Here is a 22,947-nt window from a genome sequence, read left to right on the forward strand (position 1 = left end):
CTATCGCAGGGATTAGCCCTCGTCACCCTCGTCGTCATCCCCGCCATCGATCTTCATGCCCAACTCCTTGATCTTGCGGGTCAAGGTATTGCGGCCCCAGCCCAGCAGCACGGCGGCGTCGCGACGACGGCCGGCGGTGTGCTTGAGCGCGGTCTCGATCATGATGCGTTCGAACGTCGGCACGGCACTGTCCAGCAGGCTGGATTGACCGCGGGCCAGCGCCTGATCGGCCCATTGGCGCAGCGCTTGTTCCCAGTTGGTCACCGGGGCAGCGTCCTGGGGCAGACTCAGCAGTTCAGGTGGCAGATCGCTGACATGCACTTCGCGGCCCGACGCCATCACCGTGATCCAGCGACAGGTGTTTTCCAGCTGACGGACGTTGCCCGGCCACGGCAGGTGCTTGAGGTATTCCTCGGTTTCCGCCTTCAGCAGCTTGGGCTCAACCGCCAGTTCCTGCGCAGCGCGGCTGAGGAAGTGGCGCGCCAGCGTCGGAATGTCTTCGCGACGGTCGGACATGCGCGGGATGTGAATGCGGATCACGTTCAGGCGGTGGAACAAGTCTTCGCGGAACTTGCCGGCCTGGACCAGGGTTTCCAGATTCTGGTGCGTCGCCGCAATAATGCGCACATCGACTTTAACCGGCACGTGGCCGCCAACGCGGTAGAACTCGCCGTCAGCCAAGACGCGTAGCAGCCGGGTCTGGGTATCGGCTGGCATGTCGCCGATTTCATCGAGAAACAGGGTGCCGCCGTCGGCTTGCTCGAAACGCCCACGACGCAGGTTCGCCGCGCCGGTGAATGCGCCTTTTTCGTGGCCGAACAGCTCGGACTCCATCAAGTCTTTCGGAATCGCTGCCATGTTCAGCGCAATGAACGGCGAAGCCGAGCGTGGGCTGTGGCGGTGCAGGGCGTGGGCAACCAGCTCTTTACCGGTCCCGGACTCGCCGTTGATCAGCACGGTGATGTTGGAGTGGCTCAAGCGGCCGATGGCGCGAAACACCTCCTGCATCGCCGGCGCTTCGCCGATGATTTCCGGGGTGCGGGTCAAGGTTGGCGGAACGGCCAGGCCCTGCTGCTCCTGAGCGTGCTGATTGGCGCGTTTGACCAGCGAAACGGCTTCGTCAACGTCGAACGGCTTTGGCAGGTACTCGAACGCACCGCCCTGATAGGACGCCACGGCGCTGTCGAGGTCCGAGTGAGCGGTCATGATGATGACCGGCAGGCGTGGATGCTGTTCGCGAATGCGCGCCAGCAAGTCCAGGCCGCTGGCGCCGGGCATGCGGATGTCGGAAATGATCACGTCCGGTTGCTGACGGGCCAGGCGGCTCATCACGCCATCGGCGCTGTCGAAACTCTGCGTGGTCATGCCCTCTTGCTGCAGGGCTTTCTCCAGTACCCAGCGGATGGAACGGTCGTCATCGACGATCCAGACAGTTTCACTACGGCTCATGTCGACGCTGCTCCTTGTTCCAGCGGCAGGAAGATCGAGAATGTTGTATGGCCAGGGTGGCTATCACACTCGATCAGCCCCTGGTGCTGACTGATGATGTTCTGGGTAATGGCAAGGCCCAGCCCGGTGCCATCCGGGCGGCCGCTGACCATGGGGTAAAAAATGGTTTCTTGCAGCTCCGGCGGAATGCCGGGGCCGTTGTCGATGATTTCGATCTTGCTGACCAGACGATGGCGCACATGGCCGATGGTGAACTGGCGCATGGCGCGGGTGCGCAGGCTGATGCGGCCCAGACGCAGCTCGTTCTGGCTGCTGATGGCCTGCATGGCGTTGCGCACGATATTGAGCACGGCCTGAATCATCTGCTCGCGGTCAATCAGCACATCGGGAATGCTCGGGTCGTAGTCGCGCACGATGGTGATGCATCCCTGGCTTTCGGCTTCGACCAGGCTGCACACGCGCTCGAGCACTTCATGCACGTTGGTCATCGCCAGCATCGGCAGCTTGTTCGAGCCCAGCATGCGGTCGACCAGATTACGCAGGCGGTCGGCTTCTTCGATGATGACGTTGGTGTAGTCCTTGAGGCTCTCCTCCGGCAGCTCGCGTGCCAGCAACTGCGCGGCGCCGCGAATCCCGCCAAGGGGGTTCTTGATTTCATGGGCCAGGCCACGCACCAGCATTTTGGTGGTCTCCTGCTTGGACAACTGAGCCTCTTCCTTGGTGATCCGCAGCAAGCGATCACGGGGGTGGACTTCCAGCAGCAGCATGGTCTCGGCCTGGGAAAGAATCGGGGTGACGGCGTAATCGACCGTCAACGTCTGGCCGGTGAGGGCGGTCAGCATCGCTTCACGTTTCGTGAACGGGTGCGCCTGTTCCACCGCCTGACGAAGCGAACTGAGCGCTTCGGCAGATTCAGTGAACAGCTCGCTGATGAATTGGCCGTGGCTACGTTGACCACTGATGGCCAGCAGCATTTCAGCGGCAGGATTCATGTACTCGAGGCGCAGGTCCGAGTTGAGCAGAATCGTGGCAGTGGTCAGGTTGTCGAGTAACAACCGATGCAACGCATCGCTGATAGTCATGAATCCCGGTGACCTCTTTTGGCTCTATGCACTCGGGCTGGGCCGTGAGTGCAGGCTCTGATTGGTCTTTGCCAGCGTATGGAACCGCTAGAACGTGTGGTGTGCTCGCGCATTCATTACAAAATGCAAAAACCAAACCAAGGCTCCGAAAAGAAGCGCGGATTGAGTAATTACGAACGTTTTTTGGACGGCAGGCCCGGCGACAGTGCATGGATTTCTGAACGCTGAACCAAAATGGGCTTTTTACGCGAAAGCTCGTTCAGGTTGTGCACCAGAATAGAGCATAGGCGGTCGGGCAGGGTTTAGCGGAAGAACGAAAAGAAACTCGATTCTTCTTCCGGCTTGTCCTTGATAGGGCATTCGGGGCGCACACCGTAATCATCGTTTTTACAGGGCTGTGCGAGCCGCTTCTGGGCCAGAGAGATGCGGATGAGGTGAAAGGGTTGATTGGGGGTTCGCTCCAGCACTCGCCCGTACTGATCAATGATCTCTACGGACAGCTGGTGAGTGCCACGGTCGATGTTCGTCAGCGGGAAAACCGGGCTGCGCGTCGGCTCGCCGTAGGGTTTGCTGTCAAGCAGTAACCTGTACAAGTGATCCGGCTGCAACTCGGGATCATTGCTGACGGTGACATTCAGATTGCCTTCAATGTCGCGGATCGTGCTGTCGGGTTCCGGCGCCAGAATCCGCAGCAACTGATAATGGAAGATGGGTCTCGCCGCTGGCTTCGGTGTGGATGCCCGACTGGGCGCCTTCGTGGGCTGATCGACCCGGTTGGTCGGCGCTATGTCGACCTTCTTCGCATTGCGGTGAGGCTGATCGGTGAAGACCCGATTGCCGTCTGCATCGACGTAGGTATACACCTCCGCCAAAACGGCCTGGCTCACGCTGAACAGCAGGCACAGAGCGACGGCCAACTGGCAGACGAATTTAAGGCCGGCCGACATGGACTCGCTGCACTGTCAGATTGACCGTCTCGCTTTGCTGGATCGAACGCTGATTTTCCAGCACCTGAACCGAAAAGCTGTGTTCGCCCCGATCAAGCTCCATGACCTGTAGCCGCGGAATATTGGTGGGCTGGCCATAGGGTGCGCCGTCCACCACTAACTGCAACAGGTGCCCGGGCTGCAAACGGGGTTCTATGGCCACGCCAACGGTGAACGAGCCGTTATTGGCACGAAGCGCTTCGTCTTGGGGTAGGTCTTTCAGCGCGAGCACCTGATAGGCAGCGGCGCTTTGCTGGTCCCGGTTTTGGTTTTGGTTTTGGTTTTGGTTCTGCGTGGCGGGCAGTGGCGGCGGCGGTGCAGGGACGACGGTCTCGACACTGTTGAGTGGCGGCAGCTCGACGGTTTCGGCTTTGGTCCCGTTCGGCGGCTGGTTGCTGTACGCCGTATTGCCGGAGGCATCGGTGTATTTGTAGATCTGCGCGGCAGCGGGCAGCGCAAATACCAGCAACAGAAGGGCAAGACATTGACGCATGAACACTCCAGTGCAGCGATCAGGACAACCAACAATGGTGCCGCGCTAAATCCATGACGCGGCATGGATCAGCATAGAGGAATACTGATCGACGGTGTCATTCGAGAAGCGGACCTGCGCACCCGCTCACGGGCTTGGTGTGGTCCGGCAGAGGTCGCCTCCCGCCCGTTGCAGCGCGGTCTCAATGACGGGATCACTTGCCTGTCGCTGGATTTCCGACTGCACCCAGCCAGCGCATTTGGCATCGCTGCGGTAAGGCTGAAACGCCGAGTAACTTTGCATCAACACCGGCAGCAGCGTATCCAGCCGACCGCGGATGCCATCGGTCAGGTTGACGTCTGGCTTCTCCGGAGAGTGGCCGGTTTCGCGCCACTGTTCGAGGCGCGCGTATTGCACCATTTTGTTGGCTTCCATCTGGGCGGTCATGAAATCGCGTACGTCGTCGGCGCCCAGCTTGAATTCACTCGCCCGTGACTCGGCGTTCTCAATCACCTGGCGCTCGCGCTCACTGTCCTGAACCGGCTTGCCGCTGTGCCATTTGCTGCGCGCCACGTCATTGGCGATTTCCAAGCGTTGCTCGATGGCCGCGATGAGCAGTTGAAGCTGTGCGGGAGGCTGCTGAGTGTTCGCTGCATAAAGGCCTGGCGCAAACACGGCCAGCGCGAAGAAGGTGATCTGAATCAGCTTGGGCATAAGGGTGTGTTCTCGCATGAGTAATCTGGCTCGCGATCGTCGAGGCACGTATTCGGAAAAGTCGGAGTGCTGACTATATTGCCTCAACAGGTGATCTCAACTGCGTTACATATGTATGTACGTAACGCGGCGAAAGACGAGCACAAAAAAGGCCTCCCGAAGGAGGCCTCTTGTTCACGCGGCTCTCGCCGGCGCGACTGGATCAGCAGCTGTAGTACAGCTCGTATTCCAGTGGGTGTACGAACGTGCGCACTTTGATTTCTTCTTCGGATTTCAACGCGATGTAAGCGTCGATGAAGTCGTCGCTGAATACGCCGCCTTTGGTCAGGAACGCACGACCTTTGTCCAGCTCTTCCAGGGCTTCCTTCAGGCTGCCGCAAACTTGCGGGATCTCTTTCGCCTCTTCAGGCGGCAGGTCGTACAGGTTTTTGTCAGCCGCATCGCCAGGGTGGATCTTGTTCTGGATGCCGTCCAGGCCAGCCATCAACAGGGCAGCGAAGGCCAGGTACGGGTTGGCTGCCGGGTCCGGGAAACGTGCTTCGATACGACGGCCCTTAGGGCTGTTGACGTAAGGAATACGGATCGACGCCGAACGGTTACGAGCCGAGTAGGCCAGCATGACCGGCGCTTCGAAGCCTGGAACCAGACGCTTGTACGAGTTGGTTGCCGGGTTGGTAAAGCCGTTCAGGGCCTTGCCGTGCTTGATGATGCCGCCGATGAAGTACAGAGCGGTGTCGGACAGGCCGGCATAACCTTCGCCTGCGAAGGTGTTCTTGCCATCTTTGGAGATGGACATGTGAACGTGCATACCCGAACCGTTATCGCCGTACAGAGGCTTTGGCATGAAGGTAGCGGTGCGGCCGTAAGCGTCGGCAACGTTGTGCACGACGTATTTCAGGGTCTGAACTTCGTCAGCCTTTTTAACCAGCGTGTTGAATTTCACGCCGATTTCGTTCTGGCCTGCGGTTGCCACTTCGTGGTGGTGAACTTCGACGACCTGGCCCATTTCTTCCAGGGCGTTGCACATTGCGGTGCGGATTTCGTGGTCGTGGTCGAACGGTGGAACCGGGAAGTAGCCGCCTTTGATGCCTGGACGGTGACCCTTGTTACCGCCTTCGATGTCAGCATCGGACATCCACGAACCTTGTTCGGAGTAGATTTTGAACATGGAGCCGGAGATGTCGGACTTGAATTTCACTTCGTCGAAGATGAAGAATTCTGGCTCAGGGCCGGCGAATACAGTGTCACCGATACCGGTCGACTTCAGGTATTCCTCGGCGCGGTGAGCAATGGCGCGTGGGTCGCGATCATAACCTTGCATGGTCGAAGGTTCGATGATGTCGCAAACCAGGATCAGGGTAGGCTCTTCGGTGAACGGATCCAGCACGGCGGTTTCGTCGTCCGGCAGCAGGATCATGTCGGAGGCTTCAATACCTTTCCAGCCCGAGATGGAGGAACCGTCGAACATTTTGCCGACTTCGAAGAAGTCGTCTTCCAGCGCATCGCGGGCCGGCATGGTCACGTGGTGCTGAGTGCCTTTGGTGTCCGTGAAGCGCAGATCAATCCACTTTACGTCATGATCTTTGATGAGTTGAACCGACTTCGACATGTTGTCCTCCGGGGTGGATTAGGGCCTGAGTAGTGGTTGGCCCTTCAATTTGGGTGATGCCGGGCGCGATACTCGACCAAGGCAACCTGCCTCACAAGGGAGCAATTTGCATGCCAGTGCCCTGTGTTGGGTTTTCCGCGGGAATACCTGTCTTTAACCGCGTTAAACGTCGCATATTCGAAAACCGACGCACCCTTATGGTGCCAAGTAATTGTATACAGGGCCGTTTTGGTGCGCGGACGATTGGCCGTACGATAACTGGTTAAACCTTGAGCAATTTCCGCTATAATCCGCGCCCCCCTTTTTCGACCGGGACCTAGCGCGCTGTTTTCATGAAATTAATCGTCAAAGTCTTCCCAGAAATCACTATCAAAAGCCGGCCTGTGCGCAAGCGCTTCATCAAACAGCTGGCCAAGAACATCCGTACGGTGCTCCGCGATCTGGACCCGGCGTTGGTGGTGGATGGTGTGTGGGACAACCTTGAGGTCGAAACCAGGGTCGAGGATGCCAAAGTCCTGCGCGAGATGACCGAGCGGCTCAGCTGCATGCCCGGCATCACGCACTTTCTGCAGGTTGACCAGTATCCGCTGGGCGACATGGAAGACATCTACGAGAAGTGCAAGCTGCACTTCGGCGACGCGCTCCCCGGCAAGATTTTCGGGGTGCGCTGCAAGCGTGCGGGCCATCATGACTTCAGCTCCATGGACGTCGAGAAGTACGTCGGCAGCAAGCTGCGTCGTGAATGCAACGCCGCCGGCATTTCGCTGAAAGCCCCGGAAGTCGAGGTCAGAATCGAGATTCGGGATCAGCGCCTGTTCGTGATCCACAGCCAGCACAACGGCATCGGCGGTTATCCGCTGGGTTCGCTTGAACAGACCCTGATCCTGATGTCCGGTGGCTTTGACTCAACCGTGGCCGCGTACCAGATCATGCGTCGCGGCCTGATGAGCCATTTCTGCTTCTTCAATCTGGGCGGACGTGCTCACGAGCTGGGCGTGATGGAAGTCGCGCACTTCATCTGGAAGAAGTACGGCAGCTCTCAGCGGGTGCTGTTCGTGAGCGTACCGTTCGAGGAAGTTCTGGGAGAAATTCTCGGAAAAGTCGATAACAGTCATATGGGCGTAGTATTGAAGCGTATGATGTTGCGCGCTGCGACCAACATTGCCGACCGGCTGGAAATCGACGCGCTGGTGACCGGCGAGGCGATTTCCCAAGTGTCCAGCCAGACGCTGCCCAACCTGTCGGTCATCGATTGCGTAACGGAGAAGCTGGTCCTGCGACCGCTGATCGCCAGTCACAAGCAGGACATCATCGACCTGGCCGATCAGATCGGCACCGGCGATTTTGCCCGGCACATGCCCGAATACTGCGGTGTGATTTCGGTGAATCCGAAGACCGCCGCCAAGCGCAATCGGGTCGAGCACGAAGAAAAATCGTTCGACATGGCCGTGCTCGAACGTGCGCTGGAAAACGCTCGTCTGGTACCGATCGATCGCGTGATCGAGGAATTGGGCCAGGACGTTCAGATTGAAGAAGTCAGTCAGGCGCTGGCGGGGCAAGTGGTCATCGACATCCGTCACCCGGATGAAGCAGAAGACCGCCCGCTGGCGCTGACTGGCGTCGAAGTACAAACGCTGCCGTTCTTTGCATTGAACAGCCGTTTCAAGGAACTGGATGACACGCGCCAGTACCTGCTCTATTGCGACAAAGGCGTCATGAGTCGCCTGCATGCTCATCATCTGCTCAGTGAGGGGCATGCCAATGTGCGCGTTTATCGACCGAGCTAAGTGCCCGGGGCTGTTTGCCTGTGGCTTGCGTCACCGGCCCCCCGACACCAGTCGTCAGCCGTAACGGCTTTCGCCGGCTCCACCGTTCATAGCTGCCTACAATCAGACAGCTGACCGAATCCTCTGATCGAGATACACAAGTGATCGAAAATCTACGCAACATCGCCATCATTGCTCACGTTGACCACGGTAAAACTACCCTCGTCGACAAGCTTCTGCGCCAGTCCGGCACCCTTGAGCGCAACGAGCTCAACGACGAACGCGTGATGGACTCCAACGACCAGGAAAAAGAGCGCGGTATTACCATTCTCGCGAAGAACACCGCGATCAACTGGAATGGCTACCACATCAACATCGTTGACACCCCGGGCCACGCCGACTTCGGTGGTGAAGTAGAGCGCGTGATGTCGATGGTTGACTCCGTTCTGCTGCTGGTCGACGCTCAAGACGGCCCTATGCCGCAAACCCGTTTCGTGACCAAGAAGGCTTTCGAAGCCGGCCTGCGTCCGATCGTGTGCATCAACAAGGTTGACCGTCCAGGCGCGCGTCCGGACTGGGTTCTGGACCAGATCTTCGACCTGTTCGACAACCTCGGTGCCACCGAAGAACAGCTGGACTTCAAAGTCGTCTACGCCTCGGCCCTGAACGGCATTGCCGGTCTGGATCACACCGACATGGCTGAAGACATGACCCCGCTGTACCAGTCGATCGTCGACAACGTACCTGCGCCGAAAGTCGACCGTGACGGTCCGTTCCAGATGCAAATCTCGGCACTGGACTACAACAGCTTCCTGGGCGTCATCGGTGTTGGCCGTATCGCTCGTGGCCGCGTCAAGCCGAACACCCCGGTTGTCGCGATCGGTGCTGACGGCAAGCGCCGCAACGGCCGTATCCTGAAACTGATGGGTCACCACGGTCTGCACCGCATCGACGTAGAAGAAGCTGCCGCTGGCGACATCGTCTGCATCAGCGGTATGGACTCGCTGTTCATCTCCGACACTCTGTGCCACCCGGACGCAGTTGAAGCGATGAAGCCGCTGACCGTTGACGAACCGACCGTTTCGATGACCTTCCAGGTCAACGACTCGCCGTTCTGCGGTAAAGAAGGCAAGTTCGTGACCTCCCGTAACATCAAGGAGCGTCTGGACAAAGAGCTGCTGTACAACGTTGCTCTGCGCGTTGAAGAAGGCGACTCGGCTGACAAGTTCAAGGTCTCGGGCCGTGGTGAGCTGCACTTGTCGGTACTGATCGAAACCATGCGTCGCGAAGGCTTCGAAATGGGTGTCGGTCGTCCTGAAGTGATCATCCGTCAGGTAGACGGCGTGAAGCAGGAACCGTTTGAAAACGTGACCATCGATACCCCGGAAGAATCCCAGGGCAAGGTCATGGAAGAGATGGGTCTGCGTAAGGGCGACCTGACCAACATGGTGCCGGATGGCAAAGGCCGTGTGCGTCTGGAATACAACATCCCTGCTCGTGGCCTGATTGGTTTCCGTAACCAGTTCCTGACCCTGACCAACGGTGCTGGCATCCTGACCTCGATCTTCGACCGCTACGACACCATGAAGTCCGGCGACATGTCCGGTCGTCAGAACGGCGTTCTGGTATCGGTTGAAACCGGTAAGGCACTGACCTACTCCCTGGAAACCCTGCAGGCGCGCGGCAAGCTGTTCGTCGAGCACGGTCAGGAGATCTACAACGGTCAGATCGTTGGCTTGAACAGCCGCGACAACGACATGGGCGTCAACCCAACCAAAGGCAAGAAGCTCGATAACATGCGTGCTTCGGGCAAGGACGAGACCATCGCTCTGGTTCCACCTGTTCGCTTCACACTGGAACAGGCTCTGGAATTCATCCAGGACGACGAGCTGTGCGAAGTCACCCCTAAGTCGATCCGTCTTCGCAAGAAGATCCTCGACGAAGGCGAGCGTACCCGTGCTGCCAAGAAAGCCAAGGCGTAACTAGCCCCGGCTGAACGAAAACGCCCCCGGTCGAAAGGCCGGGGGCGTTTTTGTTTGTCTGGGGTTTGGTTTGGCCGGGTCGATGTTGCTCAATCCGGCCCCTTCCCGGCTAAAGCCGGTCCCACTAAAGCCCGCGCGCCTTTGGTAGGACCGGCTTTAGCCGGGAACGCGTGCGCGAACTCTGTAGGGGCTTAGAACTTCAACGGCACACGGCCGGAGTTCGAGTTCAGCGTGCCGGTGCTTTCGCGCACGACTTCTTTCGGCTTGTACGCGCAATAACCCGGGCGTGGGCCGATCTTCGGGTGATTGCGGCAGGTGTCGGGGCGCTTGTCGTAGATCGTGCACAGCCGGCTCTTGCGATCCAGGTACAGGCAGTCGTTGTTGCTCATGCGCTGGAGGGTGAAGATCCCGGACTTCTGGTTGAAGCGCTCGACGATCCCGTCCTTCTGCAACCGCTTGGCGATGTTCTTCGGGTTATCCCCTTGTTCGAACTCGTCAACGATGCCGATCCGGATCAGGTCCTTGATCTTCACTTCCACAGGCAGCGTGCAGCAGCTGGAAACGCAGCCCCCGCACATATAGCTGGAGTATTTCTGCCAGGTCTCGATGCGGTCGAGTTCTGCAGCGGCGATCAAGGTGGGTTTCATGCGCGTGTGCTTCCGGGTGTATCGGGCGCGCGATCATACCGGTCCGCGCGCAATTCCCCTACCGCAAAATGATTGAAGCGACTGTCGGCAGCTTGCCGCCCGATCAGTCGTGTGGCTCATTTCAGACGAGCACGGTTTTCGCCAACGCCTCGACTTGCTCCTGCCGCTCGCTTTGATTCAGCTTCGCCCCCGGATTCAGCGACGACCATTGCGGATGCGCTCGCGCCTTATGCAGCGCCTCCGGCAACTTGCCTTCGCGCCAGGTTTTGTCGAGAGGGGCCGTCAGTTTGATGCTCTCTATCGCGGCATGACCCCGCACCTCCAAGGCTTGCAGCAGTTGCCGTTGGCGCAGCGCCAGCAGTCGGAGCACGGCATCGTCGACCGTCAGTTCGCGCTGCCCCTTGAATTTGTCCATCAACCGGCTGCCATAACTGCGCGCTGTTTGCAGGGCGCCGCCGGCAATCGCGCCGACCAGTGCCGCCGCACCCAGCGTGATGCCGCCAACCAGCAAATCCACGCCAGCACCTGCGGCCGCGCCCGCAGCGATACCGCCACCCACGCGCACGCCCAGCAATTTCAGGGTTTCGGGATTGAACAGATCATCGCCCCAACGGCCATCCATCAACGGTAAATCGCTGGCCGAGGCGTCTTCGCGACGAAAGGCGTAGAGCTTGAGCAGCGACTCGACGCAACGTTGTTCGCGCTGGCGCACGGCCTTGCGCAGGTCATCGATCGCCGCCTGGACCTGACCGGAATCGGTGGCGACACTTCGGCGGCAGGCCGCGCAGTCCAGCAACAGTTCGGCGATCAACCTGGCTGCGCTCTGCTTGCGAGCTTCACGCTGGGCCTGTTGGTCTGCGATGAGACGCTCAAGTCTTCCCCGTGAGGTTTCCAGCAGCAGGGCGAGGCTTTCATACAGACGGCGTTCGCCATCTTCGGGCGGGGCGACGCTGTCGAAGCGTACCAGCGCATGCAGCCCAAGACGCGCCAGCGCTTCACGCCAGTCCGGTTCGCGCTGCTGCGCACTGCTGACAAAATTGAGCACGGGCAGCAAGGGTTTGCCGCAACTGGCGAGCACCGCCAGCTCGTCGCGATATTTGGCGAGCACCGGCTCTCGCGCGTCGATCACGTACAGGCCGGCGTCGGAGGCGAGCAACTGACGAAGCACTTTGGCTTCCTGTTCGAAACGCTGGCGCGCCTCGCTGCCCTCCAGAAAACGCCCGAGCCGCGCCGGGCCGTCGAGCCGTTCGCCGGGTCTGTCCAGCCGCTCGAGATAATCCAGCAGGGCGATGGCGTCTTCCAGGCCGGGCGTGTCGTACAGCTCCAGCAGCGCCTCGCCATCCACCGACAGCCGCGCGCCTTCGACGTGCCGGGTGGTGCTCGGACGATGGGAGACTTCGCCGAAGCCGAAATCGCGCGTGAGCGTGCGCAACAGCGAGGTTTTGCCGACGTTGGTGTGGCCAACCACGGCCAGTTTCAGCGGTCGAATTGCGTCCTTGTCAGTCATGTCCGCTCTCCAGCCAGGTCACTGGCGCACTGTCGGTCCAGTTCAGTTCAAGCTGCTGCAGCGCCGTGTGCCAATCCTCCAGTCGGTCGGCGTCCAGCGCCTGTCCGGTGGGGGCCGGCAACAGCCAGATGCGTGTGGAGGTGGCGCAACGCGCGAGTTCGGCAATCAACGCCAGGCTGCCGCGGTCTGGCGAGCGACGTGGGTCGCAGGCAATGGCAAGGCGTGCGGGCGGATAGCGTGTCAGTTGGTCAAGCAGTGTGCGCCGTGATTCCCGGGAGTCGAGAACGCCGGCGTTGACCACGTTGTCGGGAAGCTCGGGCGGCCATGGCTGCTGATTGTCCAGTTCGATGGCGACCAGCAGCGCGCCCTGGCTTTCGCTCGCCGACGGACCGGAGGTTACCGCGTGAAGCTGAGGAGGCGCTGCATCGTTGATGCCCAGCCGTTCACTGCTGGGCATCAAGCGCTCGCGCAGTTCGACGAAGCCGGGGTGATTCAGATCCAGTGCCAACCCTTGTCGACCCACGCGCCAACGCAGGTAACACAGCACCGTCAGCAGAAAACGCGGCACAATACCGAACACCACCAGCACGCCGACCAGCCATCCGGCCCAGGCCTGACGGGCGTTTTCGATGGCGAGGGCGTTGTCGCCGCTGGCACGAATCATCGATTCGGTCGGCACGCTGAAACCCAGCAACGACGGAATCGCCCCCAGGCCTCGGGTCAGGCTGACAAAAATGTCACTGCCCAAAATGGTCGTTTCCCAGACGAAGCCGTAGCGCCGCGTCGCCATCAGTAACAGCAGCAGCGTCAGGGCGCTGAGCAGGGCGAGCAGCCACAGGCCATTGACGCAGATGCCCAGCACCCAGCGGTTCAGACGCTTGCGTTGCAGCAGCAATATCAACGCCGGCGCGAGCTGCGCGGCCTGGGCATCGCGTGCCAGCTTCTCGCTGAGCCACATCCAGAGGCGACCGAGGCCAGCGGTACTTTCCCCGACGAAGAGCAGGCCCATCGCCCAGCTTGTCAGCAGAATCAGGTTAAGTCCGAGCAGGCTGCCCAGCGCCCAGAACACATTGACGGGTGTCTGTCCGTCGCCCAACGCAGCGAAAGCCAGTCCGGCGCCGCTGACCACCGCGAACACCGCCAGCACGATCAGCGCCAGCCGCGCGCCTTGTTTCCAGTGGTGCAGGGCCTTGCGCATGCCGTCGCGTTCGGCAAGCCACAGGGCGCGGTGTTTGATCCGGGTTTGCAGGTCGCCCGCAGCGACGCGAGCGCGGCGATTGGCTTCTTCGTCTTCGAGCGCGCCGGCGTGTTCTTCACGCAGGCGCACAGCTTCGGTCAGCCAGAGTTCATCAAGGGGAGTCAGTGCAGTCACGCGGCGTCTCGTCGGTAAAGTCGTGGGTGAGCATAACCGGTGTGGCTGCGATCGCGCATTGCCAAGGGTTCGCGTTGTTTGGACAACCGCCATCGCGAGCAAGCTCACTCCTACAGGTTCGTCGTTCGCAATTTTCCGCCATCTGCGGCCATTGTAGGAGTGAGCTTGCTCGCGATAGGGTCCTTCCGGGCGATGGTCATTCGGCTCGCACTCCGGGGAAGGAATCCGGGGGTGGCCTCTGATATCCTCGCGCCATGAAAAAACATCTCCCCCTGAGCTTGATCGCCGCACTCGCTGAAAACCGGGTCATCGGCGTCGACAATTCCATGCCCTGGCACCTGCCGGGCGATTTCAAATATTTCAAGGCAACCACGCTGGGCAAGCCGATCATCATGGGTCGCAAGACCTGGGATTCCCTGGGCCGTCCGCTGCCGGGTCGGTTGAATCTGGTGGTCACGCGCCAGCAGGATTTGCAGCTTGAAGGCGCCGAAGTATTTACCTCTCTGGACGCGGCGGTGCACCGCGCGGAAGAGTGGGCACGCGAGCAAGGTGTCAGCGAAGTGATGCTGATCGGCGGCGCCCAGCTCTACGGGCAAGCCCTTGAGCACGCTGACCGCCTGTACCTCACCCGCGTTGCGTTGAGTCCCGAAGGCGATGCGTGGTTTCCGGAATTCGATCTGGCGCAGTGGAAACTGGTTTCCGACACGCCAAACCCGGCGCTGGATGACAAGCCTGCGTACAGTTTCGAGGTTTGGGAGCGGGCCTGATATCGCTATCGCGAGCAAGCTCACTCCTACAGGGGAATGCGATCAACTGTGGGAGTGAGCAGCCCAAGCGCTGTCACAAAAACGTCGTTTTCATGTCATCTGTCGCGAATGGCGCCTGAGGTGACGCGGTGAGAACGGACGCTGTCGCTGACGCATCGAAACAGTCATGGCTTTTTGTTACGGTCCTCCTCGAACCAAAAAAGGGGAGGGGATCACCATGAAATTCGTACCAACATTATTGGCCACCGCGCTGTGTATGGGCCTGGCCGGACAGGCACTCGCCACCGAGCTGACCCACTGGCCTGCGACTGCCGCCAAGCAGCTCAACGCAATGATTGCGGCGAACGCCAACAAAGGTAATTTCGCCGTTTTCGACATGGACAACACCAGCTACCGCTACGATCTGGAAGAGTCACTGCTGCCGTTCATGGAAAACAAAGGGCTGATCACCCGCGACACGCTCGATCCTTCTCTGAAGCTCATCCCGTTCAAGGACACCGCTGACCATAAGGAAAGCCTGTTCAGCTATTACTACCGGCTTTGCGAAATCGACGACATGGTCTGTTATCCATGGGTCGCGCAAGTGTTTTCCGGCTTCACCCTCAAAGAACTCAAAGGCTACGTCGACGAGCTGATGGCCTCGGGTAAACCCGTACCAAGCACGTATTACGAAGGCGACGTGGTCAAGACCATCGAAGTGCAGCCGCCCAAGGTCTTCACCGGCCAGGCCGAGCTGTACAACAAGCTGATGGAAAACGGCATCGAGGTCTATGTGATGACCGCAGCGTCAGAAGAGCTGGTGCGCATGGTCGCTGCTGATCCCAAGTACGGCTACAACGTGAAGCCGCAGAATGTCATCGGCGTGACCACGCTGCTGAAGAACCGCGAGACAGGCGAATTGACGACCGCGCGCAAGCAGATCACCGCCGGCAAGTACGATGAGAAAGCCAACCTCGGCCTGGAACTGACGCCTTACCTGTGGACCCCGGCAACCTGGATGGCCGGCAAGCAGGCCGCGATCTTGACCTACATTGATCAGTGGAAAAAACCGGTGCTGGTGGGCGGCGACACCCCTACCAGCGACGGTTACATGCTGTTCCACAGCGTCGATGTCAGCAAAGGCGGCGTTCATCTGTGGATCAATCGCAAGGACAAGTACATGACTCAGCTCAACGGCATGATGAAGACCAACGCCGAGGCTCAGGCTAAAGAGGGCTTGCCGGTCACGGCGGACAAGAACTGGGTAATCGTCAAGCCGGACGAGATTCAGTAAGCCGTCTCATCGCGGCACGGTGATTTGCCGTGCCGCGCACTGTCAGGCCCATAACCTGCGGTATGCGCCGTCGGCATCATGTTCGTCCGCTTGCTTCGTGGTGTTAAAGCGCCGACCGCCCCTGGGGTCCGTTCCGTAGCCGGTGATGTACAGCCAGTTACCCTGATTGCTGTAGACGTCGTAATCCACCAGCTGCGCTTCGAACCAGGCGGCCCCGGCGCGCCAATCGCCCTTGAGGTCAAAAATCAGGTAACTGGCGACGATCTGGCGCATTCGGTTGGATAAGTAGCCGGTTGCTGCCAATTCCCGCATGCCAGCGTCAATCAGCGCCTCTCCGGTTTCACCCCGACACCAGCGCGCGAACCCCTGTGGGTCGTGGCCCGGCTCGCTGCCACCTTTCAGGCCGCTGGCGCGGTAGAGAAACCGGCCGTATTTCAGATGCAGCAAGCGAAAGTAATCACGCCAGAGCAATTCGAAATATATCCAGTACGTGCTGTCGTTGGCGCCGTGTTCGGCCTCGAAAGCCTTCAACGTCTTATCAATCTGCGGCGCTGACAGCGAACCCCGTGCAAGCCAAGGCGAAAACTTGGTGGAGTCGTCCACAGCACTCAGGTTGTTGCGGGTGGCTTTATAGCTGTTCGCCAGACCCCGACGGAAATACTGCTGCAGATGTTCGATGGCCGCCTGCTCGCCGCCTTGGAACGTCTGGTTTTGATAAGGAAACGCCGAGCGGATGTCCAAAGCGGGAGGCGTCTGCAGCGTGACCGGCTTGATGCTCAAGCCTTGGGGCAGCGCAGGAATCGTCGTTGGCGACGGTATGACGGGGCGTGCAGAAGTGTGGGCTTTTTCCACAAGACGACGAAAGCTGCTGAATACGTCGGGCAACTCCTCGACCGCCATCGGCAACTTATCCAGCGAAAACAGCGTCGACTGCCAGTGATCTTCCACGGTCAATCCCGCTGCGCGAAGGCCCTGCACCTGTGCTTCCTCTTCCGGCGCCGCGATGCGTTCGCAGATGACCGTATCGATACCCCATTCGTGGGCCAGGGCGACAAGCCGTTCAACCGGATCACCCTCGACCTGCATCAACCCACTGCCGTGAGCCCGCAATTGCTCGGCCAGTGCGCTGACCGCTGATTGCTCGAAATACTGGCGGTGGGCGCCGATGCGCTCGAATCCCCATGGCGACGAAGTCGTCACGGGTGTGCAGTAAACCGGCAGCAGCGTGTCAGCAATTTCACATGCGTGATTGAACGCTGGGTTGTCGGCAAGTCGCAGGTCCTGACGGAACCAATAGATCAACGTATTCATATGAAGGTCTCAGCGTCTAGGGATCAAGGCCTTGATCAGTTGGTTTGAGGACGTGGTCCTTTTTCCGTTCGAGCGAAGAGAAGCTAAACAGGATTGCGCTTTTGAGCGATAGTCTTTCAAGTAAATGACTGGAAGGGGCTCAAATGAAAGCGTTGTCGCTGTCTTCGTCGCCAAGGTATGTCGCCCTGCTGGGCTATGGGGGGTTGCTGCCGTTCGTTGGGCTGCTGTTGCTGATTCTTTTTTCAGTCGAATATCGCCCTTTCTTGACGCAAGCGCTGGTCGCCTACGGGGCGGTGATCCTGAGCTTTGTGGGCGCGCTTCATTGGGGGTTCGCCATGACCCTGCAAGGGTTGAGTGCCGATCAATGTCGCGAGCGGTTCATCTGGAGTGTCATCCCGGCACTGATCGCCTGGCCCGCTCTGCTATTGCCGGCACCGCTGGGGCTTTTGCTGCTGATTTTCGGGTTCGTCACGCATTACTGGCAGGACCGGCGTCTGGTGAAGGCGACAACACTTCCCGCCTGGTATTTGCCGATGCGTCTGCGTCTGACGTTGGTCGCCAGTCTTTGCCTGCTGTTGGGTGCGATCACCGTAGCCATCGGCTCATGAACCGCCGGTGTCTGGATCTGTTGCCGGCGAAATTGATGGGCCCGGGTGGATGTTCGACGGATGGTCGAGCCTTGCCTCTTTAAAGCGGCCGGCAGACAAAAAAACACCCCGACAGGCGGGGTGTTTTTCAGTGCGGGGCGATGCTTACGGCACCAGCTTGTCCAGCAGGGCCTTGTCACGCACGGCACCTTTGTCGGCGCTGGTCGCCAGCAGGGCGTAGGCCTTGAGGGCGGTGGTCACCTTGCGAGGGCGCGACTCAACCGGCTTCCAGCCTTTCTTTTCCTGCTCGGCGCGGCGTTCGGCCATTTCCGCGTCGTCGATCATCAGGTTGATCGAGCGATTCGGAATGTCGATCAGCACCTTATCGCCGTCACGAACCAGACCGATCGCGCCGCCGGCTGCGGCTTCAGGAGAAGCATGGCCGATGGACAGGCCCGAGGTCCCGCCCGAGAAACGCCCGTCGGTCAGCAGCGCACAGTCTTTGCCCAGGCCTTTCGACTTCAGGTACGACGTCGGGTACAGCATTTCCTGCATGCCCGGGCCGCCTTTCGGACCTTCGTAACGGATGATCACGATGTCGCCGGCCTTCACCTCGTCCGCCAGAATGCCGCGAACGGCGCTGTCCTGGCTTTCGAAAATCTTGGCGTTGCCTTCGAACACGTGAATTGACTCGTCCACACCCGCAGTTTTGACCACGCAGCCGTCAAGCGCGATGTTGCCGTACAGCACGGCCAGGCCCCCTTCTTGAGAGTAGGCGTGCTCGACGCTACGGATGCAGCCGTTCTCGCGGTCGTCGTCCAGGGTGTCCCAACGGGTCGACTGGCTGAAGGCCGTCTGGGTCGGAATACCGGCAGGGCCCGCTTTGAAGAAGTGATGCACCGCTTCGTCGTCAGTCTGGGTGATGTCCCACTTGGCGATGGCTTCTTCCATGGATTTGCTGTGCACGGTCGGCAGGTCGGTGTGCAGCAGGCCGCCACGGGCCAGCGAGCCCAGAATGCTGAAGATGCCGCCGGCGCGGTGGACGTCTTCCATGTGGTACTTCTGGATATTCGGCGCGACCTTGCACAGTTGCGGCACGCGGCGCGACAGGCGATCGATGTCGCGCAGGTCGAACGGAATCTCGGCTTCCTGGGCAGCGGCCAGCAAATGCAGGATGGTGTTGGTCGAACCGCCCATGGCGATGTCGAGGGTCATCGCGTTTTCAAAGGCCTTGAAGTTGGCGATGTTGCGCGGCAGCACCGAGTCGTCATTGTCTTTGTAATAGGTTTTGCACAGGTCGACGATGGTGCGGCCGGCCTGCAGGAACAGCTGTTCGCGGTCGGAGTGGGTCGCCAGCGTCGAGCCGTTGCCCGGCAGTGCAAGGCCCAGGGCTTCGGTCAGGCAGTTCATCGAGTTGGCGGTGAACATCCCGGAGCACGAACCGCACGTCGGGCAGGCGCTGCGCTCGTATTCAGCGACTTTTTCGTCGGACGCGGTAGAGTCGGCAGCAATGACCATGGCGTCAACCAGGTCCAGGCCGTGGCTGGCGAGCTTGGTCTTGCCGGCTTCCATCGGACCGCCGGAAACGAATACCACCGGGATGTTCAGGCGCAACGCAGCCATCAGCATGCCGGGGGTGATCTTGTCGCAGTTGGAGATGCAGACAATGGCATCGGCGCAGTGGGCGTTGACCATGTACTCGACCGAGTCGGCAATGATCTCGCGGCTTGGCAGCGAATACAGCATCCCGTCATGGCCCATGGCGATGCCGTCATCCACCGCGATGGTGTTGAATTCCTTGGCGACGCCGCCTGCTCTTTCGATCTCGCGCGCCACCAGCTGACCCATGTCCTTCAAGTGGACATGGCCCGGTACGAACTGGGTGAACGAGTTGGCGATGGCGATGATCGGCTTCTTGAAGTCGTCGTCCTTCATGCCCGTGGCACGCCACAAGGCGCGGGCGCCGGCCATATTGCGGCCGTGGGTGGACGTTTTCGAACGGTAATCAGGCATTGGAACACTCCGGCTAATCGGCTGAATAAGGAAGGGAGTGAGCTTCTAGTGACGTCGTGTGCAAAAGGCAGTGACCGGATGCAGCGAAGAAACCGAACGGTACGGGATCACCGTACGCCCAGCCTGAGCTCATAAACCCGCCGGGGATGACTGGCGATGAATAGCGCTGATTCTACACCTGTGAGGGCGGGAGGGAATGGCGGGAAGTGGGGCTGCGGATTCATCGGTCTGATTGCCAACCGGGTCGGTGGGGGATCCGACCTCAATCGCGAGCAAGCTCACTCCTACAAAGATGCCCGCTGATTCGAGCGATCAATGGTCCCGGCGCAATTGCAAGGTCCGGTGCGGAACCCCTGTAGGAGTGAGCTTGCTCGCGATAAGGATCTTGTAGACACATCCGGAATCTCTGTTTGACGGTTACCCCTCAGGCACTGTTCTAGCCTTTCCGGCAATCACCAACAGGAGCGAATGATGCCGGAATTACCGCGTGGAAAATGTTTAAGAAACGGGAGGTTTTCGGAGTCGGGACGGATTTACCTCGTCACATCGGTCACCCAAAACCGGGAGCAGATTTTCAACGACTGGAAGCTGGGGCGTTTGGTTGTAAACGAGTTCCGCGCTGTTCAGTCCTCGGGGGCTGCGGATTCGTTAGCGTGGGTCATCATGCCCGACCACATCCACTGGTTGCTTGAACTGACGGGAGGTGAATTAACTCGGGTTTTGCAGGGTGTGAAGTCGCGAAGCGCTCGCGCAATCAATCAGTCGCGAGGGACGCACAGGCAAGTCTGGCAGAGAGGTTTTCACGATAGAGCATTACGACGGGAGGACGATCTTTTGATGATGGCCAGATACATCGTCGCCAATCCATTGAGAGCTGGATTGGCGAAGCGAATTGGAGATTATCCGCTTTGGGACGCGAGTTGGTTTTAACGCAGAATCGCGAGCAAGCTCACTCCTACAGGTACCGTGGATCACATGTAGGAGTGAGCTTGCTCGCGATCTGTTGCGAAGCGACAGTAATCCTGTAATGCATTCCGTCAGGCATATCACTGTCGTCTGATTTGCTGCCCGGTCCCGGCAGATCGCGGCACAAGCCACGCTCCTAAAGGTTCTGCAGATTGCTTGTAGGAGCGCGCCAGCTCATTACGCCGAAAATCTTTAGCTGTTCGGCAGCAACCGGCAGGTTATGCTTTTGATGTAGCGGGTCTCTGGGATCGCAGGGTGGACCGGGTGGTCCGGGCCCTGGCCTCCGCGCTCGAGCAGCTGGATGTTGCGGTCCAGATGGCGGGCGCTGGTCAGCAGGATGTTTTGCAGGTCGTCTTCCGGCAGGTGCATCGAGCAGGAAGCGCTGACCAGAATGCCGTCCTTGCTGAGCAGGCGCATGGCTTGCTCGTTCAGGCGGCGGTAGGCGCCTTCGCCGTTTTTCATGTCTTTCTTGCGTTTGATGAACGCAGGCGGGTCGGCGATGATCACGTCGAAACGCTCTTCAGCGGCTTTCAGCTCCTTCAGCGCTTCAAACACGTCGCCTTCGATGCAGGTGACCTTCTCCGCGAAGCCATTCAGCGCCGCGTTACGCTCTACACCGTCCAGCGCAAAGGCAGACGCATCCACGCAGAACACTTCGCTGGCGCCGAACGCACCGGCCTGGATGCCCCAGCCGCCGATATAACTGAACAGGTCCAGCACACGCTTGCCCTTGGCGTAAGGCGCCAGGCGCGCGCGGTTCATGCGATGGTCGTAGAACCAGCCGGTCTTCTGGCCTTCCATCACCGGCGCTTCGAATTTCACGCCGTTCTCTTCCAGCGCGACCCACTCCGGCACCAGGCCGAACGCGGTTTCAACGTAGCGGTTCAGCCCTTCGGCGTCGCGCGCGGCGGAGTCGTTCTTGAGCAGAATGCCGCTCGGTTTGATCACTTGAATCAGCGCAGCCAGCACGTCGTGTTTCAGTTGCTCCATGGCGGCTGACGCCAGCTGCACCACCAGAATGTCGCCGAAACGATCTACAACCAGACCCGGCAGCAGGTCGGAGTCGCCATAGACCAGGCGATAAAACGGCTTGTCGAACAGACGCTCGCGCAGCGACAGGCAGACGTTCAGGCGATGAACGAGCAGCGACTTGTCCAGTGGCAGCTTGACGTCGCGGGACAGCAACCGTGCGCAGATCAGGTTTTGCGGGCTCATCGCGACGATGCCCAGCGGCTTGCCACCCGCGGCTTCGAGAATGGCTTGAGCGCCAGGAGCAAAGCCGTTGAGCGGGGTGGCAGCGACGTCGATTTCGTTGCTGTAGACCCACAAATGACCGGCGCGCAGGCGGCGATCGGCGTTGGGCTTGAGGCGCAAGCTAGGCAGGGACATGACGTCGCTCCGGAAAAAAGAGCGGGAGTATAGCGCGTCAGTCGGCTGGCGGGCGCGCCGTGCTCTGTTACCGTCTGGCTGTCCGTCGGATCCGTTGAATCGTCATCCAGTTGTCGACCCATGGCCGCGAGGGGTTAGAATCGTGGCCTGACCCCGAGTGTGAAGTTATGTCCCAAGAGCTTACGTCCGAGCAGATCCAGCAGGCGTTACAAGGCATCAGCGTCCCGCCCCAGCCGCAAATCATGGTGGATTTGCAGATGGAGCAGTACATGCCCGACCCTGACCTGGGTGCCATCGCCCGGTTGATCGCCCAGGATCCGGGGCTTTCCGGCGCGCTGCTGAAAATCGTCAATTCCAGCCATTACGGCCTGAGCAATAAAATCGCTTCGATTCAGCGGGCGGTGAATCTGCTCGGCAGTCGCTCGGTCATCAACCTGATCAACGCGCAGTCGATCAAGGGCGAGATGAGCGACGAAACCATCGTCGTGCTCAACCGTTTCTGGGACACCGCCCAGGACGTTGCGATGACCAGTCTGACGATCGCCAAGCGCATCGGCTCACAAACCGTGGACGAATCCTACGCGCTGGGTCTGTTTCATGACTGCGGCGTGCCGCTAATGATCAAGCGTTTCCCCGATTACATGAGCGTGCTCGAAGAAGCGTATTCCAACGCCACCGCCGAGTGCCGCGTCGTCGACACCGAGAACAGGCTGCTGAACACCAACCACGCCGTTGTCGGTTATTTCACCGCCAAGTCCTGGCGTTTGCCTGAACATGTGAGCAACGCCATTGCCAATCACCACAACGCGCTGGCGATTTTTCAGGACGACTCGGGTCGCAACGCGCCACTGAAAAACATGCTGGCCGTGCTGAAAATGGCCGAGCATGTGTGCGAATCTCACCGCGTCCTGGGCAACGAGCCCGTCGACCACGAGTGGAACAGCATTGGTCCTCTGGTGCTCGACTACGTCGGCTTCTCTGACTATGACTTCGAAAACCTCAAAGAAAGTATTCGTGAGCTGAGTGCGCACTGACCCTGCGCACCTGACCTCACC

Annotated in this window: 19 protein-coding genes; 7 read left to right on the plus strand and 12 right to left on the minus strand. The window is 59.7% G+C overall.

Annotated features, from left to right (window positions below):
• Positions 1 to 12 precede the first annotated feature (12 nt).
• From ntrC to glnA, 6 genes are all read right to left on the minus strand, one after another.
• Positions 13 to 1,449, minus strand: coding sequence for a nitrogen regulation protein NR(I) (ntrC, locus tag ABEH28_RS20135; protein WP_074890141.1), 1,437 nt, complete (start codon positions 1,447 to 1,449; stop codon positions 13 to 15).
• Positions 1,446 to 2,531, minus strand: a complete 1,086-nt coding sequence (glnL, locus tag ABEH28_RS20140) for a nitrogen regulation protein NR(II) (protein ID WP_074890143.1) — start codon at positions 2,529 to 2,531, stop codon at positions 1,446 to 1,448. The genes ntrC and glnL overlap by 4 nt, the downstream gene beginning before the upstream one ends.
• 302 nt (positions 2,532 to 2,833) lie before the next feature.
• Positions 2,834 to 3,478: a DUF4124 domain-containing protein gene (locus ABEH28_RS20145; RefSeq protein ID WP_346630900.1), complete on the minus strand. Its 645-nt coding sequence runs from the start codon at positions 3,476 to 3,478 to the stop codon at positions 2,834 to 2,836.
• Positions 3,462 to 4,010, minus strand: a complete 549-nt coding sequence (locus ABEH28_RS20150; protein WP_346630901.1) for a DUF4124 domain-containing protein — start codon at positions 4,008 to 4,010, stop codon at positions 3,462 to 3,464. The genes ABEH28_RS20145 and ABEH28_RS20150 overlap by 17 nt, the downstream gene beginning before the upstream one ends.
• Positions 4,011 to 4,136: 126 nt before the next feature.
• Positions 4,137 to 4,703: a chorismate mutase gene (locus tag ABEH28_RS20155; RefSeq protein WP_346630902.1), complete on the minus strand. Its 567-nt coding sequence runs from the start codon at positions 4,701 to 4,703 to the stop codon at positions 4,137 to 4,139.
• A 202-nt stretch (positions 4,704 to 4,905) separates the two neighbouring features.
• Positions 4,906 to 6,312: a glutamate--ammonia ligase gene (gene glnA / locus ABEH28_RS20160; RefSeq protein WP_037018763.1), complete on the minus strand. Its 1,407-nt coding sequence runs from the start codon at positions 6,310 to 6,312 to the stop codon at positions 4,906 to 4,908.
• Positions 6,313 to 6,644: 332 nt separating this feature from the next.
• On the opposite strand from glnA, the gene thiI reads away from it, so the two are divergent.
• Entirely contained in the window at positions 6,645 to 8,099 is a 1,455-nt protein-coding gene (thiI, locus tag ABEH28_RS20165) for a tRNA uracil 4-sulfurtransferase ThiI (protein WP_122624387.1), read from the plus strand.
• Positions 8,100 to 8,239: 140 nt separating this feature from the next.
• Positions 8,240 to 10,060, plus strand: coding sequence for a translational GTPase TypA (gene typA, locus ABEH28_RS20170; protein WP_122536774.1), 1,821 nt, complete (start codon positions 8,240 to 8,242; stop codon positions 10,058 to 10,060).
• 191 nt (positions 10,061 to 10,251) lie between these two features.
• Here the strand turns inward: typA and ABEH28_RS20175 are convergent, their stop codons facing one another.
• The 3 genes from ABEH28_RS20175 to ABEH28_RS20185 form a co-directional block, all read right to left on the minus strand.
• Positions 10,252 to 10,707, minus strand: coding sequence for a YkgJ family cysteine cluster protein (locus ABEH28_RS20175; RefSeq protein ID WP_074890161.1), 456 nt, complete (start codon positions 10,705 to 10,707; stop codon positions 10,252 to 10,254).
• A gap of 121 nt (positions 10,708 to 10,828) precedes the next feature.
• Complete coding sequence (locus ABEH28_RS20180; protein ID WP_282373380.1) at positions 10,829 to 12,214, minus strand: GTPase/DUF3482 domain-containing protein; 1,386 nt, start codon at positions 12,212 to 12,214, stop codon at positions 10,829 to 10,831.
• Positions 12,207 to 13,586 carry a DUF2868 domain-containing protein gene (locus tag ABEH28_RS20185; RefSeq protein ID WP_346630903.1) on the minus strand — a complete coding sequence of 460 codons (1,380 nt, stop codon included), beginning with the start codon at positions 13,584 to 13,586 and terminating at the stop codon, positions 12,207 to 12,209. The genes ABEH28_RS20180 and ABEH28_RS20185 overlap by 8 nt, the downstream gene beginning before the upstream one ends.
• Before the next feature lie 254 nt (positions 13,587 to 13,840).
• Between ABEH28_RS20185 and ABEH28_RS20190 the strand changes: the two genes are divergently transcribed.
• Complete coding sequence (locus ABEH28_RS20190; RefSeq protein WP_282373378.1) at positions 13,841 to 14,353, plus strand: dihydrofolate reductase; 513 nt, start codon at positions 13,841 to 13,843, stop codon at positions 14,351 to 14,353.
• Between the two features lie 217 nt (positions 14,354 to 14,570).
• Complete coding sequence (locus tag ABEH28_RS20195; RefSeq protein WP_346630904.1) at positions 14,571 to 15,626, plus strand: haloacid dehalogenase-like hydrolase; 1,056 nt, start codon at positions 14,571 to 14,573, stop codon at positions 15,624 to 15,626.
• Between the two features lie 42 nt (positions 15,627 to 15,668).
• Here ABEH28_RS20195 and ABEH28_RS20200 read toward each other — a convergent pair whose 3' ends face one another.
• Entirely contained in the window at positions 15,669 to 16,937 is a 1,269-nt protein-coding gene (locus ABEH28_RS20200) for a DASH family cryptochrome (protein ID WP_346630905.1), read from the minus strand.
• A 143-nt stretch (positions 16,938 to 17,080) separates the two neighbouring features.
• Between ABEH28_RS20200 and ABEH28_RS20205 the strand changes: the two genes are divergently transcribed.
• Positions 17,081 to 17,545: a DUF3429 domain-containing protein gene (locus ABEH28_RS20205; protein WP_346630906.1), complete on the plus strand. Its 465-nt coding sequence runs from the start codon at positions 17,081 to 17,083 to the stop codon at positions 17,543 to 17,545.
• A 144-nt stretch (positions 17,546 to 17,689) separates the two neighbouring features.
• On the opposite strand, the gene ilvD is transcribed toward ABEH28_RS20205, so the two are convergent.
• On the minus strand, positions 17,690 to 19,537 hold the full coding sequence (gene ilvD, locus ABEH28_RS20210; protein ID WP_282373373.1) for a dihydroxy-acid dehydratase: 1,848 nt from the start codon (positions 19,535 to 19,537) through the stop codon (positions 17,690 to 17,692).
• Between the two features lie 471 nt (positions 19,538 to 20,008).
• Here ilvD and ABEH28_RS20215 point away from each other — a divergent pair, with 471 nt between their 5' ends.
• Complete coding sequence (locus ABEH28_RS20215; protein ID WP_346630907.1) at positions 20,009 to 20,467, plus strand: transposase; 459 nt, start codon at positions 20,009 to 20,011, stop codon at positions 20,465 to 20,467.
• 228 nt (positions 20,468 to 20,695) lie between these two features.
• Here the strand turns inward: ABEH28_RS20215 and ABEH28_RS20220 are convergent, their stop codons facing one another.
• A complete protein-coding gene (locus ABEH28_RS20220; RefSeq protein ID WP_192173004.1) occupies positions 20,696 to 21,892 on the minus strand; it encodes a class I SAM-dependent rRNA methyltransferase in 1,197 nt (398 codons plus the stop codon).
• A 167-nt stretch (positions 21,893 to 22,059) separates the two neighbouring features.
• On the opposite strand from ABEH28_RS20220, the gene ABEH28_RS20225 reads away from it, so the two are divergent.
• Positions 22,060 to 22,926: an HDOD domain-containing protein gene (locus ABEH28_RS20225; protein WP_192173003.1), complete on the plus strand. Its 867-nt coding sequence runs from the start codon at positions 22,060 to 22,062 to the stop codon at positions 22,924 to 22,926.
• Positions 22,927 to 22,947: the final 21 nt, after the last annotated feature.

This window comes from Pseudomonas sp. Ps21-P2, from assembly GCF_039672565.1.
Classification (GTDB): Bacteria; Pseudomonadota; Gammaproteobacteria; order Pseudomonadales; family Pseudomonadaceae; genus Aquipseudomonas.